General features: G+C 67.5%; 15 protein-coding genes. 10 read left to right on the forward strand and 5 right to left on the reverse strand.

Going from position 1 to position 15,615, the window contains the following annotated elements; genetic code table 11:
* Positions 1-86: 86 nt before the first annotated feature.
* Entirely contained in the window at positions 87-779 is a 693-nt protein-coding gene (locus ABEA10_RS38795) for an aspartate/glutamate racemase family protein (RefSeq protein WP_345472668.1), read from the forward strand.
* Positions 780-980: 201 nt separating this feature from the next.
* Here the strand turns inward: ABEA10_RS38795 and vanY-N are convergent, their stop codons facing one another.
* A complete protein-coding gene (gene vanY-N, locus ABEA10_RS38800) occupies positions 981-1,553 on the reverse strand; it encodes a D,D-peptidase/D,D-carboxypeptidase VanY-N (protein ID WP_345472670.1) in 573 nt (190 codons plus the stop codon).
* A gap of 179 nt (positions 1,554-1,732) precedes the next feature.
* Between vanY-N and ABEA10_RS38805 the strand changes: the two genes are divergently transcribed.
* The 4 genes from ABEA10_RS38805 to ABEA10_RS38820 all read left to right on the forward strand — a co-directional run bounded on the left by ABEA10_RS38805 (position 1,733) and on the right by ABEA10_RS38820 (position 5,256).
* Positions 1,733-2,407, forward strand: a complete 675-nt coding sequence (locus ABEA10_RS38805) for a response regulator (RefSeq protein WP_345472672.1) — start codon at positions 1,733-1,735, stop codon at positions 2,405-2,407.
* 7 nt (positions 2,408-2,414) lie between these two features.
* Positions 2,415-3,878, forward strand: coding sequence for an ATP-binding protein (locus tag ABEA10_RS38810; RefSeq protein WP_345472674.1), 1,464 nt, complete (start codon positions 2,415-2,417; stop codon positions 3,876-3,878).
* Positions 3,875-4,363, forward strand: coding sequence for a GerMN domain-containing protein (locus tag ABEA10_RS38815; protein WP_345472675.1), 489 nt, complete (start codon positions 3,875-3,877; stop codon positions 4,361-4,363). Before ABEA10_RS38810 ends, ABEA10_RS38815 begins: the two co-directional genes overlap by 4 nt.
* Positions 4,364-4,758: 395 nt before the next feature.
* Entirely contained in the window at positions 4,759-5,256 is a 498-nt protein-coding gene (locus ABEA10_RS38820) for a MarR family transcriptional regulator (RefSeq protein ID WP_345472676.1), read from the forward strand.
* A gap of 520 nt (positions 5,257-5,776) precedes the next feature.
* Here the strand turns inward: ABEA10_RS38820 and ABEA10_RS38825 are convergent.
* Entirely contained in the window at positions 5,777-6,568 is a 792-nt protein-coding gene (locus ABEA10_RS38825) for an SDR family NAD(P)-dependent oxidoreductase (protein ID WP_345472678.1), read from the reverse strand.
* A gap of 415 nt (positions 6,569-6,983) precedes the next feature.
* On the opposite strand from ABEA10_RS38825, the gene ABEA10_RS38830 reads away from it, so the two are divergent.
* From ABEA10_RS38830 to ABEA10_RS38840, 3 genes are all read left to right on the forward strand, one after another.
* A complete protein-coding gene (locus tag ABEA10_RS38830; RefSeq protein ID WP_345472680.1) occupies positions 6,984-7,529 on the forward strand; it encodes a VOC family protein in 546 nt (181 codons plus the stop codon).
* Positions 7,529-8,521: a sigma-70 family RNA polymerase sigma factor gene (locus ABEA10_RS38835; protein WP_345472682.1), complete on the forward strand. Its 993-nt coding sequence runs from the start codon at positions 7,529-7,531 to the stop codon at positions 8,519-8,521. The genes ABEA10_RS38830 and ABEA10_RS38835 overlap by 1 nt, the downstream gene beginning before the upstream one ends.
* A 276-nt stretch (positions 8,522-8,797) precedes the next feature.
* Positions 8,798-10,081: an MFS transporter gene (locus ABEA10_RS38840; RefSeq protein ID WP_345472684.1), complete on the forward strand. Its 1,284-nt coding sequence runs from the start codon at positions 8,798-8,800 to the stop codon at positions 10,079-10,081.
* A gap of 527 nt (positions 10,082-10,608) precedes the next feature.
* On the opposite strand, the gene ABEA10_RS38845 is transcribed toward ABEA10_RS38840, so the two are convergent.
* Complete coding sequence (locus ABEA10_RS38845; RefSeq protein WP_345472686.1) at positions 10,609-11,646, reverse strand: sigma-70 family RNA polymerase sigma factor; 1,038 nt, start codon at positions 11,644-11,646, stop codon at positions 10,609-10,611.
* Positions 11,647-11,790: 144 nt separating this feature from the next.
* Between ABEA10_RS38845 and ABEA10_RS38850 the strand changes: the two genes are divergently transcribed.
* Positions 11,791-12,513: an SDR family NAD(P)-dependent oxidoreductase gene (locus ABEA10_RS38850; RefSeq protein WP_345472688.1), complete on the forward strand. Its 723-nt coding sequence runs from the start codon at positions 11,791-11,793 to the stop codon at positions 12,511-12,513.
* A 794-nt stretch (positions 12,514-13,307) separates the two neighbouring features.
* On the opposite strand, the gene ABEA10_RS38855 is transcribed toward ABEA10_RS38850, so the two are convergent.
* Together ABEA10_RS38855 and ABEA10_RS38860 are read right to left on the reverse strand one after the other, a co-directional pair.
* A complete protein-coding gene (locus tag ABEA10_RS38855; protein WP_345472690.1) occupies positions 13,308-14,117 on the reverse strand; it encodes an SAM-dependent methyltransferase in 810 nt (269 codons plus the stop codon).
* Between the two features lie 138 nt (positions 14,118-14,255).
* The gene (locus ABEA10_RS38860; RefSeq protein ID WP_345472692.1) at positions 14,256-14,558 is read right to left on the reverse strand and encodes a hypothetical protein; all 303 of its coding nucleotides are present in this window, start codon (positions 14,556-14,558) and stop codon (positions 14,256-14,258) included.
* 95 nt (positions 14,559-14,653) lie between these two features.
* Between ABEA10_RS38860 and ABEA10_RS38865 the strand changes: the two genes are divergently transcribed.
* Complete coding sequence (locus ABEA10_RS38865; RefSeq protein WP_345472694.1) at positions 14,654-15,502, forward strand: helix-turn-helix domain-containing protein; 849 nt, start codon at positions 14,654-14,656, stop codon at positions 15,500-15,502.
* The last annotated feature ends 113 nt before the right edge of the window (positions 15,503-15,615 follow it).

Here is a 15,615-nt window from a genome sequence, read left to right on the forward strand (position 1 = left end):
GCCGGACTCGACCAGGCCAGTGACGGCACCGTCACCGTGGCCGGCACCGACCAGTCGGCCGGCACAAGCTAGCGAAACGGAGTTCCATGCGCGCCATCGGTCTCATCGGCGGGTTGAGCTGGGAGTCGACGGTGATCTACTACCAGATCATCAACCAGCGGGTACGCGAGCGACTCGGCGGTAGCCATTCCGCCAACAGTCTCATCTGGTCGGTCGACTACACGACCGTCGAGGATCTCATCTTCGCCGACCGCTGGGACGAGGTGAGTACGTTGCTGACTGGTGCGGGCAGGAAACTGGAAGATTTCGGCGCCGAGGTCCTGCTCATCTGCAGCAACACCTTCAGCCGGGTGAGCGACGACGTGGCGCGGGCCGCGAGCGTGCCCGTGTTGCACATCGCCGACGCCGTGGGCGCGGAGGTCCGCGCCAGGGGGATGCGTAAGGTCGGTCTGCTCGGCACTCGCTTCACCATGGAGCAGCCCTTCTACCGGGATCGGCTGGCCGCCCACGGCCTCGACGTGGTCGTCCCGCGGCGTGAGCAACGGGAACTGGTCCATCGCGTGATCTTCGACGAGCTGGTGCGCGGGGTGACCCGGGAATCGTCCAGGGACGCGTACGCCCGGATCGTCGCCGATCTCGCGGACGACGGCGCCGAAGGCGTCATCCTCGGCTGCACGGAGATCGAGCTCCTGATCAGTGAGAAGGACACCGCCATCCCGGTGCTGCCGAGCGCCCGGCTGCACGCGGAGGCAGCGGCCGGCTTCGCGCTGGCCGACTGACACACCCGCGGTCGCGGCACGAGGTGGCGGCTCAGGTGGATCGGTGCGCCGGTGCGCCGATGCCATATGGCTCCCGGTGCCACAGATCGGCGCGGACACGTTCGATGCCTGTCCTGAGATGGCGGCGGTAGCGATCGGCCTGGTGCGCGTCAGCGGCGAAGCGGCCGGCGCATCCGTGAACATGAGTGGACCGGACCTGGGCTACATCTGGTTCCCGTTCTCGATGACGGGGTCCACGCCGGCGTGGGGCAGTCGTCGTGGTGGCGTGCCGCCGCTGTCCGGGCGGTACTCGAAGTGCCACCACTCGTTGTCGTAGATGCGGTACAGGCCGTAGCGGGCGCCGTGTTCCTCGAGCCAGCGCGCGCCTTCGTGGGGGCGCACGTCCAGCGCGATGCCCTTGACGTGGTTGGATTCCGCCGGTGGTAGCACGAGCATTCGTGCCAAGGCAGGGGAGCCGGAGCGGCGCACCTCCTCGTCGAACATCCGTTGTTGGACAAGGGGATCGCGGTATCCCGAGGTGAGACCGATGAGCTGGCCGTGACACCAGAGCGCCTCGGTACGCGCCGCGGTGAACGCCGTCATGGCGCCGTCGGTGAGCCCGGTGAGGTCCTCGGCGGGGAATCGCATCCTCAACGCCCATCGGCAGGCCAGCTCGCGGGCGCTGCCGGGATGGCGAACGAACGCCACGGGTAGCAGGAGCACGGCGAGCACCAGCGTGACCGCGGCGAACAGCCGGTCTCGGGGCCGAGGTGGGATGGTGTGTGGTTCGTCCATGACGAACTACGATTGGCGCCGGATGTGCGCGCGTTGTCCGCCGTATGTCACCGTTCGTCGACGGCGCGACCGTGACACAACCATGACACGGCGCGGACGAGGCGGGGACACGGCCGGCCGACAGTGGATGGGGTTTGACCGGCGGGCGAGTTACGGAGCGTGCTGTGAAACTCGGCGGCGTGTCGCGAGTGTTGTTGATCGAGGATGACCCGGCCGTGCGGGAGGGCCTTGAGCTGGCACTGACCGGGCATGGGCACCGCGTGCGCGCGGTGGAGTCCGGCGAGCAGGGGCTGGAGCGGCTGCGTACGGACCTTCCCGACGTCATCGTGCTCGATCTGATGTTGCCTGGCATGGACGGGTTCGAGGTCTGCCGCCGTGTCCGGGCCGTCGGCGAGGTACCGATCATCATGCTGACCGCGCGCGGCGACGACATGGACGTGGTGGCCGGGTTGGAGGTGGGCGCCGATGACTACGTGGTCAAGCCGGTGCAGCCCAGGGTGCTCGAAGCACGCATTCGCGCGGTGCTCCGGCGGATCGGCCGGGACCAGGCGGAGCTGGAGCGGTACGGGGACCTGAGCATCGATCGGGCCGGGCTGGTGGTCGCCAAACGCGGCGTGCCGGTCAGCCTCGCCCCGACGGAGCTGCGCCTGCTGCTCGAGCTCTCCGGCACGCCGGGCCGGGTGCACAGTCGCCAGCAGCTGCTGGAGTCGGTGTGGGAGCACGGGTACTTCGGCGACTCGCGCCTCGTGGACGCGTGCGTGCAGCGGTTGCGCGCGAAGATCGAGGACGACTCGGCGGCGCCCGTCTACGTTCAGACGGTGCGTGGGTTCGGGTACCGGTTCGGGCCGGTGTGAGCCGCCGGTGGCACCTCGGCCGAATCTGGGGCTGCGTGCCCGGCTGTTGTTCGCCTTCGCACTGCTGTGCGTGGTCACCGCGGCGGCGGTGGCCGGCGGGATGTACGTCCAGGCTCGCAACGCCATCCTGCAGCGGACCCAGGATGCCGCGGTTCAGGCGATGACAAGCCACCTGGAGGCGCTCTACCCGTTGCGGAGTCCGGCGCCGGGCCCTGCCGAGCTCGGCAAGATCGCCGCTGCCGTGGGCGACCGGTACAGCTCCGCGGTCGCCATCTACCACGAACTGCACTCGCCGGTCGGCCCGCCGCCGAGGCACTGGGAGCCGGGCGGGAACGCGCAGATCCGGGATCCGAGGGTGATTCCACCGGGGCTGCGGCAGGCGGTGGCCGGCGGCGACATCGCGTGGCAACGCGTGGTGTGGCAGGGCAGGCCCATCCTGATCATCGGCGCGCCGTTGCTGATCGTCGAGGGGGACCGGACGACGCGGGTGTCCGGCATCGAGGTCTACACCGCGCGCAGCCTGCTTCCCGAACAGCGCAGCATCAACAAGCTCGCCGCATCCGCCTGGCTCACCGGCGGGGCGGCTCTGGCGTTCGCGGTCGTCCTCGCGTTGCTGGCCACCCGTGGCGTGCTGCGCCCAGTGCGCGAGCTCGGCCGGGCCGCGCGCCTGCTGGGCAAGGGCGAGATGCGGACCAGGATCGCGGTCCGTGGCACCGATGAGCTGGCCGACGTGGCACGCACGTTCAACAACACCGCCGCGGAGCTGGAACGGCACGTCAAGCAGCTGCGCGAGATGGAGGCCGACGCCCGCCGGTTCGTCGCCGACGTGTCACATGAGCTGCGTACCCCGCTGGCCGCGCTGACCGCGGTCGCCGACGTCCTGGATGAGGAGGCGGCCCGGCTGCCCGAGCCCGCCGGCAGGGCCGCCAGACTGGTCAGCCAGGAAACGCTCAACCTCACCGGACTGGTGAACGACCTCATCGAGATCAGCCGGTTCGATTCCGGCGTGGCGGCCCTCGCGCTGAACGAGATCGACGTGGCCGAGCTGGTACGGGCGACCCTGCGTGTCCGGGGCTGGTCGGAGCAGGTGCGCACCGAGCTCGCCGCCACGGTGACGGCGCGGCTGGACCCGCGCCGAATGGACGTCATCCTCGCTAACCTGGTCGGCAACGCCCTGCGGCACGGCGAGCCACCGGTGTCGGTACGGCTTTCCGCCGACCCGCACTGGATCACTGTCGAGGTCCGCGACCACGGACCGGGACTGGACGAAGCGGTGCTGCCGCACGTGTTCGACCGGTTCTACAAGGCCAACGCGGCCAGAGCCAGGTCCGAGGGCAGCGGCCTCGGCCTCGCCATCGCGCGGGAGAACGCGCGCCTGCACCGAGGCGACCTCACCGCCACCAACGCCCCGGACGGCGGCGCCATCTTCACGCTGCGCCTGCCACACGATCCGGACGGAGGCCCCGAGTGAGTGACGGGCTCACCCGCCGCGTGCTCGCCGCGGGCCTCGTATCGCTCGTCGCCGTGGCCGGCTGCGGCGTGCAACCCAGCGGCGTCATCACCGGCGGTGCTCCGCCGAGCGGAGCCGTCGCACTCACCACGACGATCACCCTCTACCTGGTGAAGAACGGAAAACTCAGTGCGGTGACGCGGCGGCCCGGTGGTCATCCACTGGCCCCAGCGGACAGGCTCGCGCTGCTGGCAGCCGGACCCACCCCCAAGGAAAAGGCGCGTGGACTCACCACCGACGTCCCGTCCGAAGCCGGCCCGCTCTCGGTGACCACCGAGCCGACCGGCCACTTGGTGGTGACCCTGTCCACTTCGGCCAGTGACCTGTCCCGACTGGCCGTCGAGCAGATCGTGTGCACGGCCGCCTCCACAACACCGAAAAGCCCTGTTCAGGTCACCGTCGTCGGTGCTGCGCAGAGCGTCGATCCCCGGAACTGCCCGAGGTGAGGGGAGGTGAAGTCATGCCGGGTCAGGGCGTAGACGGTGCCGGGGTGGCCGAGGAGGGTGTCCTCGCGCAGGGGTGCGAATCCGAGTCGCAGGGCGACGGCGGATGAGGCTGTGTCGCCGTGATGGATGTTGTTGGTCCTCGCTGTTCCGGGCCTGGTGAGTGCGCTCCTTGGTCGGCAGTGGCTGAGCCTGTGCCGTGGGCGTGTTCTGCACGAAGAACACGTACAAACGCTTGAAGAATGCGGCGGGTTGCCCTACGGCACCCCCGCCGTTCGTGCACTGGCAGTGGGGCGCTGGTGCCTGGTGACCAGGATGACAAGAGCCGTACACCCTCGCCTCGGTTCCTAGCCGTAATATACTTGCCTCATATTATATGAGATGGCAAGGGAGTGTGGATGAGATCAACTACACCGGAGGAAGCCGACGTCGCCCGGCACCGCCGGCGGGTGGTCGCTGCGGTCAAGGAGTCACTGCGCGAGCTGAGCATTCAACTGTCGTTGCTCAACCGCCAGGTCGGCGCACACATTGACCTCAAGGACGTCGATTTTTACTGTCTCGACCTCATCAATCGCCTTGGCCCGCTCAGTCCCAGCACGCTCGCTCGGCGCGCGGGGCTGCACCCCGCCACGATGACCGGCATTTTGGACCGGCTCCAGCGCGGCGGTTGGGTTACCCGCGAACGTGACCCGGATGCGGCCGACCGTCGCGCGGTGACCGTCCGTGCCCTACGCCTCCGCAATTCCGAACTATTCCACCTTTACGCCGGAATGAATACCGCGATGGATGACATCTGCGCGGGATATAACGACACCGAGCTCAAACTACTCGCAGATTTCCTCCAGCGCACCACAGAAGCCGGGAAGATCGCCACCGACGAACTCGCGAGCGACTGAAAAGACGGTCATGTGCGCAACGCGGCAGCGGCAGGGCGCGACCGTGGTCCGATCCAGCGCGATGCGGTCGGTATCTCCAGCACGCTCACTTCCCGGATGAGCGTCGCAAGAGCCTTCTCGTGATGTTCGCTGCGCCCACGATTTCGGTTTTCGGGGACGCCAGATGGTGTTGGCCGACCGCCGCCAGAACGGCCAGGGGGAGCCTGCGGTCGATGCGCTCGTACCGCTCAGGGGCGCCAGCTGGCCGACCGACCGCGTGATGCACCCACAAGTGCAGCTCTGCTAAAGGTCGCTGAGCCTACGTCCTTTGTCGCGGCCATCGCTCGCTCCCCGGCTGGGGCTGGCCACCTGACGAAACGACCCGGATGGCACGGTGCCAGCGACCCGTATCGACGCAGGTCGAGCGCTCCCAACGTTTGCCAACCCGCGCTGACCTGCGACGATAAGGTGAAGTCCTTCGGGGCTTGATGAGAACCGGGCTTCCGCGCTGCGCCACTTGACCTTCGACGCCGTACGGTGGTCAGTCAGCGATCATGCCGCCGGTGAGGTTGGCGATTGCGCCAGTGATCGCGGTGGCTCGGTCCGAGGCGAGGAAGACGGCCACGTTGGCGATCTCAGCGACTGTGGGCAGTTGTTTGCGTACTGTCAGGTCGGTCATGCGGGCTGCGAATGCGTCGCGGGTGATGCCGTAGGCGTCGGCGTGCAGGCCATATACCTCGGTGAGCTGCGGCGTTTCCGGCATCCCCGCGGCGTTCAGGCATACGACCCGTACGCCTTGTGGTCCGAGCTCGGCGGCCAGCCCCCGGGACAGGGCTTCGATCGCCGCCCATGCCGGTGCCATGCCTCCCATGAGTGGGACGGCCGTCCGTGACGGAGACGCGGTGATCGTCAAGATCACGCCTGATCCCTGGCCGGTCATGCGCCGTCCAGCAGCTCTGGCGGTCAGGAAGTTGGCCTTGGGGTAGGTGGCCATGGGCAGGTCGAAGCGTTCGGGCGACAGGTCGATGAACCGGGTGCCCTGGATGCCTGTCTGGGGGAGGCTGATGGCGTTGAAAGAGATGTCGAGGGATCCGGCGTTGCGGACCACCGCATCGGCGTGCGCTTCGACGGCGCCCTCGTCCAGCACATCCACCGTGGCGACGTCGGCGACGCCACCCGAGGCCTGGATCTTTTCAGCGACCACCTCCAGCGCGGCGCTGGTGCGCCCGGCGAGGAAGACCCGTGCTCCCTCCGCGGCGAAGGCGTGAGCGACCGCGCTCCCGATCGCTCCGCTCGCCCCGTAGACGATCGCATTCTTGTTTTCGAGCAGCACTGTTACTCCTGGTTGTCGAATAGTACGGACGGAGCCGGCACACTTACCGACTCGGCGTCCTGCCGAAAGGAATCGGTCGAGACGGCCGCCGGTCGGTTCTCACATGAACAGGAAATGGGCTCTGGGGCTCGCCTCCGCGGCCATCGGTGATGGTGGCGCTGGATGCCACCGTGGTGACGACGGGCCGCCGGACCACCCCGGCTCTGATGCCTGCCGCACCGGTGCTCACGCTGAGTCGCCGAGTCTGCCACTGGTGGCGAGACCGCAGCACGGCACGGAGTGGGCCGGGTCCAGGTCTTCTTGCCTTGCGGCCGGGTGGTGTGGAAGATCCGGACGCCTCGACCGATTCCTTTCGATAGGTCACCGAGTCGATAGGTGTGACGGAACTCCGATGACGATCGAGAGGTGAGCGATCATGGCAGAGGTGACGCGGATTCGGCTGGGCGGCCTGGTGCTGGGCAGCGACGACCCGGAACGGCTCAGCGCCTGGTACCGCGCGGCGTTCGCGCCGTCGGCCGAGCCGGGCACCGTCCTGATGGTGGGCGGCGGGCGGTTGATTTTCGACCACCGCGACGATCTCGAGCAGAGCACACGGGAGCCCGGCAGGATTCTGATCAACTTCTACGTCGAGGACATCGAGGCGGTCGTGGTCCACCTGAAGGCGCTGGGCGTCGCGCAGTGGATCCGCCCGGTGGAGGACTTCGGCCCGGGCCTCATCGCGACAGTGGAGGATCCGGTCGGAAACTACGTGCAGATCGTCGAACTCGCGGCTCGGCCCGGGCGCCGGACGGTGACGCAGATGGGCCACACGTACGTCAAGGCCGATAATCCGGGGGGCGATGATCCCGCCGAAGCGGATGCAGGGGGCCGCTGGCACTCCGCCTCAACACCACGTTCGAGGCGTTCGATCCGGCGGACGGAGGGTGAGCCCGTCCCGGTCGACCGGCCGGGGCCATGGTGATGCCGGACAGCGACGTCTTCGCGCGGCTGACCGACCCCTACCGGCCGGAGCTCCTGGCCTACTGCTACCGCATGCTCGGCTCGGTCCACGACGCTGAAGACCTGGTCCAGGAGACCTATCTGCGCGCGTGGCGCTCGTACGCGGCGTTCGATGGCCGGGCGTCACTGCGCACCTGGCTCTATCGGATCGCGACCAACGTCTGTCTCACCGCACTCGAGCACCGCAAACGCCGGCCGCTGCCGTCGGGTCTCGGCGGTCCCTCCGACGACCCCGAAGGCCCTCTGGCACCCCCACCGGAAGTGACCTGGCTACAGCCCTTCCCCGATCGGCTGGTCCACGCTGGCTCGGACGATCCCGCCACCATCGTCGCCGCGCGGGCAAGCCTGCGGCTCGCCCTGATCGCTGCCCTGCAGTATCTGCCCCCGCGTCAGCGCGCCGTCCTCATCCTGCGCGACGTACTCGCGCTGCGCGCCGCAGAGGTCGCCGAGTTGCTCGGCATCTCCGTCCCCGCGGTCAAAAGCATCCTGCAACGCGCTCGAGCCCAGCTCGGCCAGATGGCACCCTCCGAAGACGACACGACCGAGACCTCCGGCGCGCACCAGCGGGAACTGCTGGACCGCTATGTCGCGGCCTTCGAGAACGCCGACATCACCGCCCTGATGGGGCTGCTGACCAAGGACGCCGTCCTGGAGATGCCGCCCACCCCATCCTGGTTCGCCGGCCGCGAGTCCGTCGGCCGGTTCTTCGGGTCCAGGGTTCTCACCGCGCCAGGTGTCTTCCGGATGGTGGCGACCGCGGCCAACGGGCAGCCCGCGGCGGCCATGTATCAGCGTGGCCCGGACGGCGTTCATCACGCACACGCGGTGATGGTCCTCTCGGCCTCCGACGCGGGGATCACACAGATCGTCGCGTTCCGCGACCCAGACCTGTTCGAATTTTTCCGACTTCCCCAGACACTCGGCTGCGCCCGGCATGCCCGGGCCGTACCGTAAACGCATAATATATCTGAACGAGATGATATTGTTTAGATAATATCTGCGCACCGTGTAAGGAGGTGGAGTGACATGCAGTGGTTCCCCAGCTGATCGCGAGCTAGGGGGTGGTGTGGATGCCTCGATGGCCGCGCCGCCCCCTAGACCTGGCCTATGAGTCCTGCGATCGGGAACGTCGGGGCCACGACTCGGCGCGACGTTTCACGTGCCTACGGCGGGTGGTGCCTCTGCCCTGTAACCGTGTCGTCATGACGAGGGAAAGCGAGCATTCTCCCCGTGGCATCTTCCTCTTCGCCGGCCGGATCGGGCGACGTCGTGATCCTCATGCGGAGCGAAGAAAGCGTCGGTCGTGGATATGCCGCTGTGTTCGTGGTCCCGGAATTCCGGGCTATTTTCGCGGCTCATTTGCTTTCTGTGCTGGGGAGCGTCTTCGGCGAGGTCGCGCTGGCCGTGCTGGTGTTCCACCAGACCGGCTCGGCGCTGTTGACGGCCCTGGTCTTCGCTCTTGGCTGCCTGCCCTACGCTTTGAGCGGGCTGCTGGTGTCCGGGTTCGCCGATCGGCACCCGCCCCGCCGGGTCCTGGTCGCCTGTGACCTGTTGTCGGCGGGCTGCGTGATGGTGATGGCGGTTCCGGCGACCCCGCTGGCGGTGCTGTTCGTCTTCCGGTTCGCCATCGCGATGATCTCGCCACTGTTTACCGGCACCCGGGCGTCGAGCCTGGCGGACATCCTGCAAGGCGACCGGTATGTCCTGGGTCGTTCGCTGATGCGGATCGTCTCACAGGGCTCCCAGATCGTCGGTTACGGGATCGGTGGCTTGGCGCTGGTGTGGCTGTCGCCGCGCGCCGCGCTGTGCGTGACCATCTGCACCTTTCTCGGCTCCGCGCTGCTGCTGCGCTTGGGCACGGGCGACCGGCCCGCCCGGGTATCGGGTGGCGGCGCGATGATGCGCGAGTCGATCGCCTCAGCCGGACGACTGTTCGGCGATGCCCGGATCCGTGCGCTGCTGCTGATGTGGTGGACTCCACCGATGTTCTTCGTGGTCGCCGAAGGGGTCGCCGCACCCTTCGCCGACGCCACCGGGGCGGGCCCTGTCGGCTTCGGGTTGTTCCTCGCGGCGATGCCCGCGGGAACCGTGGTAGGCGAGGTACTGACCGGCGTCCTGCTTCGACCCGCTGCCCGCGACAAGATCGCGTTGCCGCTCGCGGCCGTGTCGTTGCTGCCGATGGCCGCGTTCGAGATCCGTCCACCGCTGGCGTTGGCAGCCGCGTTGATGCTGGTCACCGGATTGTGCGCCGCGTACACGCTCGGGATGGACCAATGGTTCGTCGAGGCAGTGCCCGAACAGATGAGCGGCCGGGCCATGTCCTTGCTGGGTGCTGGCCTCATGACCCTTCAAGGTCTCGGCATGGCCACCGCCGGCGCCATCGCCGCCCTGGTCAGCCCCACCAAGGTGATCTGTGGAGCCGGGGCACTCGGCACCGTGAGCGTACTGGGCGTACTGCGATCGGTGCGCAGAACCCGGCCCAGAGTGGACCGCACCGACGAGGTCGGAGGCTAGGTCGCTCGTTTCGACGAGCCGGCCGGTCCGACGTTTTCGGAGCTTGTTAACCGAGGAGGTTTGGTCCGTCGGTGTCATGACAAGAGTGGGCGACCGAGGAACGTGACTGATGGACGAGCGTGAGTGGCCGGCTGAGCGATTCGAAGAGCACCGTGATGCATCTGCGTGGTGTCGCCTTCCGGATGCTCGGCTCTTTACACGAGGCGGACGACGCCGTACAAGAGGCGCACGACCCCCGCTCCCTGCACACGGCGAAGCGCGCGACTCGCGTATCGGAGCGGCTCAGCCGAAGCCACGCGAGGAACCCGCGGCCGAAGCTGATGAGGTCGGCGCCCAGCCCGAGCCAGTGGTCGGCCTCGGCCGTCCCGTCTGCGGCGGCGGTGACCGGGCGCCACTCGGAGACCGGCTCATCGGTGTGCGGTCCCGGCGTGCCCGGGTTGGACTGTCCGCTCAGGCTCGGCCGCACGCCCTCGGAAATGATCAGCCGGCCGTCGCACGCTGAACGTAGTGTGTCGCCATCGACGGCGTCAGCCGGAGAGCGAGCGTGGCAGCCCGAACGACGGGAGCACGCTGGTGTCGAAGCGGGTGATGGCGGAGATTCGGTCGCCGCTGAGGGTGAGGACGACGAGGCCGATTCCGTGGCGGATGCCGGTCGGGGTGCGGAGGTAGGTCCCCAATGCCGGCTGGCCGTTCGCGCGCGTCGGCACGAAGTCATAGGTCCAGTCCCCGCGGAGGATGGTGGCGTAGAAGCGGGCCACGTCGGCACGGCCCTGGTATTCGAGGGGAATCGGCGGCATGGAGAGATGGACGTCGTCGGTCAGCAGGGCGATCAGGGCGTCGATATCACCGGCCGCGTACGCGCGGACGAACTTCGCCACGAGCGCCTGTTCGGCGGGTGAGCCCGGAGCGGGCGGCGGTTCGCGATCGCCGGTCGGTGGCAGACGGCGCTGTAGCCCGGCGCGGGCCCGTTTGAGCGCGCTGGTGACCGATGCGACGGTCGTGTCGAGGATGTCGGCGACCTCGTTGGCGTGGTAGCCGAGGACGTCGCGCAGGATGAGCACGGCGAGCTGGCGGGTCGGCAGGACCTGAAGTGCGGTCACGAAGGCAAGCGAGATGGCTTCGGTCTGCTCGTATCGGGCCGCCGGGCCGAGCGGCGTGTTGACCGCACCTTCAAGGAGCGCGTCGGGGAATGGTTCAAGCCAGACGACCTCCCCGAGCCGGGTCGGCTCGGGCGGTTGGACCTCGGGGATGTCCCACGGCACGGCCGGGCGGCGGCTCGCCGAGCGAAGTGCGTCGAGGCACCGGTTGGTGGCGATCCGGTACAGCCATGTGCGGATCGAGGCACGTCCCTCGAACGCTTCGATGCCCTGCCAGGCGGACACGAGTGTGTCCTGGAGGGCGTCCTCCGCGTCCTGGAAGGATCCGAGCATCCGGTAGCAGTGCACGTGCAGCTCTCGACGGTGTGGCTCCGTCAGCTCTCGGAACGCGTCGCCGTCCCCGGCTCGCGCCCTAGTGATCAAGTCGGCGGTAGCCGTCCCCACTCTCGCGTCACCTCTCTCCCGCACGTTGTGGCATTCCCCGTATGGACGCCGGCCGAGGTAGGAACTGGGCGCTCGGCGGAAGCCCAATTTCGCGACCTCGCGGCGTCTGCATCCTCGACGGCTCGGACGGCCGGAATATGCGGACCGTCCGCATTCCTAGGAGGACGCATGTCAATCGCCGACAAGACGATTCTGGTGACCGGGGCCAACCGCGGTATCGGGCGGGCCCTGGTCGAGGAGGCTTTGACCAGGGGCGCCAAGCGCGTGTACGCCGGTACGCGCCGGCCGTTGACCCATTCGGACGGGCGCGTCACGCCGCTGACCTTGGACGTGACCAGCGCAGAGCAGGTTCAAGCGGCCGTCGAGAGCGTCGCGTCGCTCGACATCCTCATCAACAACGCCGGGCTGGCGATCTACGAAGACCTCAGCGATCAGGCCGCGCTCGAGCAGCAGCTCGCCGTCAACTTGTACGGCACGTACGGCGTGACCCAGGCCTTCCTGCCCTTGCTGACCGGTTCGGGGGGAGCGATCGTCAACGTTCTGTCGCTGGCGGCCGTCGCGGCCGTGCCGGTCATGCCGGCCTACTCGATCTCCAAGGCCGCGGCGTTCTCGCTGTCCCAGTCGATGCGCGCTCTGCTGACCGGGCAGGGCGTGCGGGTCCACGCCGTACTGAGCGGGCCGGTCGACACCGACATGTCCCGCGTGCTCGACATTCCCAAGGCATCCCCGGAGTCCGTCGCGCAGGCCATCTTCGACGGAGTGGACAAGGGAGAGGAGGACATCTTCCCCGATCCCCTGTCGGAGCCCGTGGCCGAAGGCTGGCGCGGCGGGGTGGCCAAGGCGCTCGAACGCCAGAACGCCGCGCTCCTCGAAGCGGCGTCCGCCGGTTAGTCAGAGCGTCCGCCAGTAGGCGGTGCCGTCGGTGATTCGGCAGCGAGACGGGCACGGAACCGGCGATCACGAATTTATCTAGCCCTCGTGATCACTGGGAGTGCCGTGCCCGTCGTGCCTCCGTGCATGCGACCCGCCTCTGGCCTCCGGCTCGATCAGCTGGCAGGCTGCGGTGCTCACCGAACTGGCGAGCGCGATGGCGTTTCCCTCAGTGAGCCCAGGCTGGCGCCACCTGGAGCCGATACGCCCCAGGGCGATCACTCACAGCCACAGACTCCGAAAACCGCGCGATCCGCTCGCCTGGTTCGGCCGAACAAGGCGAGCGGATCGAAACCGCTCAGGCGGTGGTGAGCGCGGCGCACAGCTGGTCGACCGACACGATCTGCCCGAGCATCGACAGTGAGTCGAGTAATGCTTCGAGCGCGCGAAGCCGCCCGCCCCTGCGTGGCAAGCAGCCTATATGGGTTACATATGATATTTCTCAGATTTTATGCCGTATTAGGGCTAAATGCCGAAGGGGCCTTGATTCTGGGTGGGTTCCCTTCAGTGTTCAGCGTGGATGGAGCGCATGGTCGCCTGTGGGGCGTTCGGTTTTGCTGGTGTGTTCCGCGCTGAAGGAATCCGGGTCGTGCGCGCAGCCGCTCAAGCACCTCGTATGAACGCGATCATGGAACGCTGGGTCGGCAGCGTACGGCGCGAGATCCTGGATCGGACCCTAATAGTCAACACCGCGCTTCATCGGCCATCACTGCAGCACTGATCGGTCGCCGTAGCCGCACCAGACGAAACGACCTCTAAGGTTTGCGGGCGACGGCGGCGTAGCAGAGGGATTTTTGGGGGTTGTCGTGGAGTCCGGTGTCGGCGTCCGGGCGCCATTGGGGCAGCCATACCAGTCCTGGGTCGGCGAGTTCGAGGCCGGTCAACAAAGTGCTGATTTCTTGGCGGCTGCGGTTGTGCATGGTGGTGGTGGCGTTGCGGTAGACCTGGACCGCGTCTTGCATCTGGATGTAGCGGTCGGCGGTGGCATGGGAGATCACCAGGTAGCTGCCGGACGGCAGCGGTGCGAGCAGCCGGTCGATGATGCCGCGGGGGTCTTCCTCATCACGAATGAAGTGCAGGATGGCGACGAGGAGGACGGCGACGGGCTGATCAAGATCCAGTGTCTGGTGTAGCTGCTCGTCGGTGAGGATTTTTTCGGGTTCACGTAGATCTTGTTGGATTATGACGGTCTGGTCGATGCCTTGGAGCATCTCCCGGCCGTGGGCGATCACGATCGGGTCGTTGTCGACGTAGACGATGCGGCATTCGGGCGCGATGGCCTTGGTGGTCTCGTGGACCGAGTTCATGGTCGGAAGCCCGGTGCCGATGTCGAGGAACTGGCGGATGCCGGCTTCGCCGGTGAGGTAGCGGACGGCGCGGCCGAGGAAGCTGCGGTTCTGACGTGCGGCGGTACGGATGACGCCCGGCGGCATCGTGGCGATGACCTTCTCGGCGGCCTCACGATCGGCTGGGTAATGGTCCTTGCCGCCGAGGTAGTAGTCATACATCCGGGCGGGGCTGGGGACGTCGGGACGGAAAACTCTCGATGGATCGCCGCTGGACACCGAGACTCCCTTGTCGGGGTGGGGAAGAAAGGTCGATGGTGTCATCATCGCGCACTTACTCAGGTCGCAACAGCTTCTCTACCCATTTGCCTGACCGATGCTGCCGCTGCGCCCCCTCCCGCGGGATGCTGCGGACGGCTACCAGATCCAGGCCCCGCAGCCGGTATCGGCGACAAAGCCGGCGTGGGTGAGTACGGGCGGCCGGTCGCTAAGGTCGGCGACCAGGCGCATCACGTCGTGCTCGCCTCCGATCAGTGGCAACTGGATGGTCCGGTTCGTCGCGATGTTGGCGATGTTGGCGATTTCGTGTGGCGCGGCGCGTTCGTCACCAGTTCCGAGAACCCACCTCGATGGCGGTACGCCTGTGACTGCGGTACGGAGCAGGCCAAACGCCACAGACCGTGTCACTAGGACATCCTCGCGCCCGACCTGCAACTGCATCGGCCGATGCATACATAATCGTTGACGTTGGGTCACGGGTTGACTGCGATGAGAGACTTGGCTGGACCGGATCCCAGCGCGAAGGGGTAGGCAGGATGGACGTCTCCGGTTCCGGGCCGGTCGTACTGCGTATCCTGCTCGGCGCCGAGCTGCGGCGCCTGCGCGAGCTTGCTGGGATCAGCCCTCAGCAGGCCGCACGCGCGCTGGGGGTGTCGGAGTCAAAGATCAGCCGCATGGAACACGGTCGCCACGCCTTCAAGTGCGATGACGTCGCGGATCTGCTCTTCTTCTACGGTGTCAGTGACGAGACCGCGCGCGAAGAAGTGCTGTCATTGACCCGCCGCGCCAACCAGCCCGGCTGGTGGCACAGTTACAACGACATCCTCCCCGGCTGGTTCCAGCCCTACGTCGGGCTCGAGGCCGCCGCGCGGCGCATCCGCACCTATGAAGCGCACTACATCCCCGGACTGCTGCAAACCCACGACTACGCGGCCGCGGTGATCGCCTTGGACGGCTTCCCGCCCGAAGAAGTTGACCGCCGGGTCGGGCTACGGCTGGACCGCCAGCGGCGGTTCCGCGAGGGTGCCCTACGCCTGTGGGTGATCGTGGATGAGGCCGCGCTGCGACGGCGGTTCGGCGACACCGACGTCATGCGCCGCCAGCTCGAAGAGCTGATCGCGGCCACCAAGCTGCCGAACCTGACCTTACAGGTCGCGCCGTTCACGGCCGGCGGTCACACCGCGCTGAACGGATTCACCATCCTGCGGTTCCCCGACCCTCATATGACCGACGTGATCTACGTCGAACAGCTCACCAACGCCCTCTATCTGGACAAACGCCAGGAGGTGGACCGCTACACGCTCGCGATGGAACGCTTGTCGGTCATCAGTGCCTCTTCTCCCGAATCGGTCGAGATCATCACCCGCATCCTGGGCGACCTTTGAGACTTATCACAACGGCGTGCCCGCCAGTGACCTAGCGAGGTGGTCGACGCCGCCACCACCTCCGCTCAAACTGTTCGCCCCCAGGCCAACGGGTTCCGCGCGGAGCTGTCCTG

Source organism: Actinoallomurus oryzae, assembly GCF_039541955.1.
Classification (GTDB): Bacteria; Actinomycetota; Actinomycetes; order Streptosporangiales; family Streptosporangiaceae; genus Actinoallomurus; species Actinoallomurus oryzae.

Bases quoted from the DNA above. Each gene is read 5' to 3' on its own strand.
- ABEA10_RS38860 (WP_345472692.1), bottom strand. From the start codon at position 14,558: ATGCAGTTGCAGGTCGGGCGCGAGGATGTCCTAGTGACACGGTCTGTG.
- ABEA10_RS38795 (WP_345472668.1), top strand. From the start codon at position 87: ATGCGCGCCATCGGTCTCATCGGCGGGTTGAGCTGGGAGTCGACGGTG.
- ABEA10_RS38865 (WP_345472694.1), top strand. From the start codon at position 14,654: ATGGACGTCTCCGGTTCCGGGCCGGTCGTACTGCGTATCCTGCTCGGC.
- ABEA10_RS38835 (WP_345472682.1), top strand. From the start codon at position 7,529: ATGCCGGACAGCGACGTCTTCGCGCGGCTGACCGACCCCTACCGGCCG.
- vanY-N (WP_345472670.1), bottom strand. From the start codon at position 1,553: ATGGACGAACCACACACCATCCCACCTCGGCCCCGAGACCGGCTGTTC.
- ABEA10_RS38820 (WP_345472676.1), top strand. From the start codon at position 4,759: ATGAGATCAACTACACCGGAGGAAGCCGACGTCGCCCGGCACCGCCGG.
- ABEA10_RS38850 (WP_345472688.1), top strand. From the start codon at position 11,791: ATGTCAATCGCCGACAAGACGATTCTGGTGACCGGGGCCAACCGCGGT.
- ABEA10_RS38830 (WP_345472680.1), top strand. From the start codon at position 6,984: ATGGCAGAGGTGACGCGGATTCGGCTGGGCGGCCTGGTGCTGGGCAGC.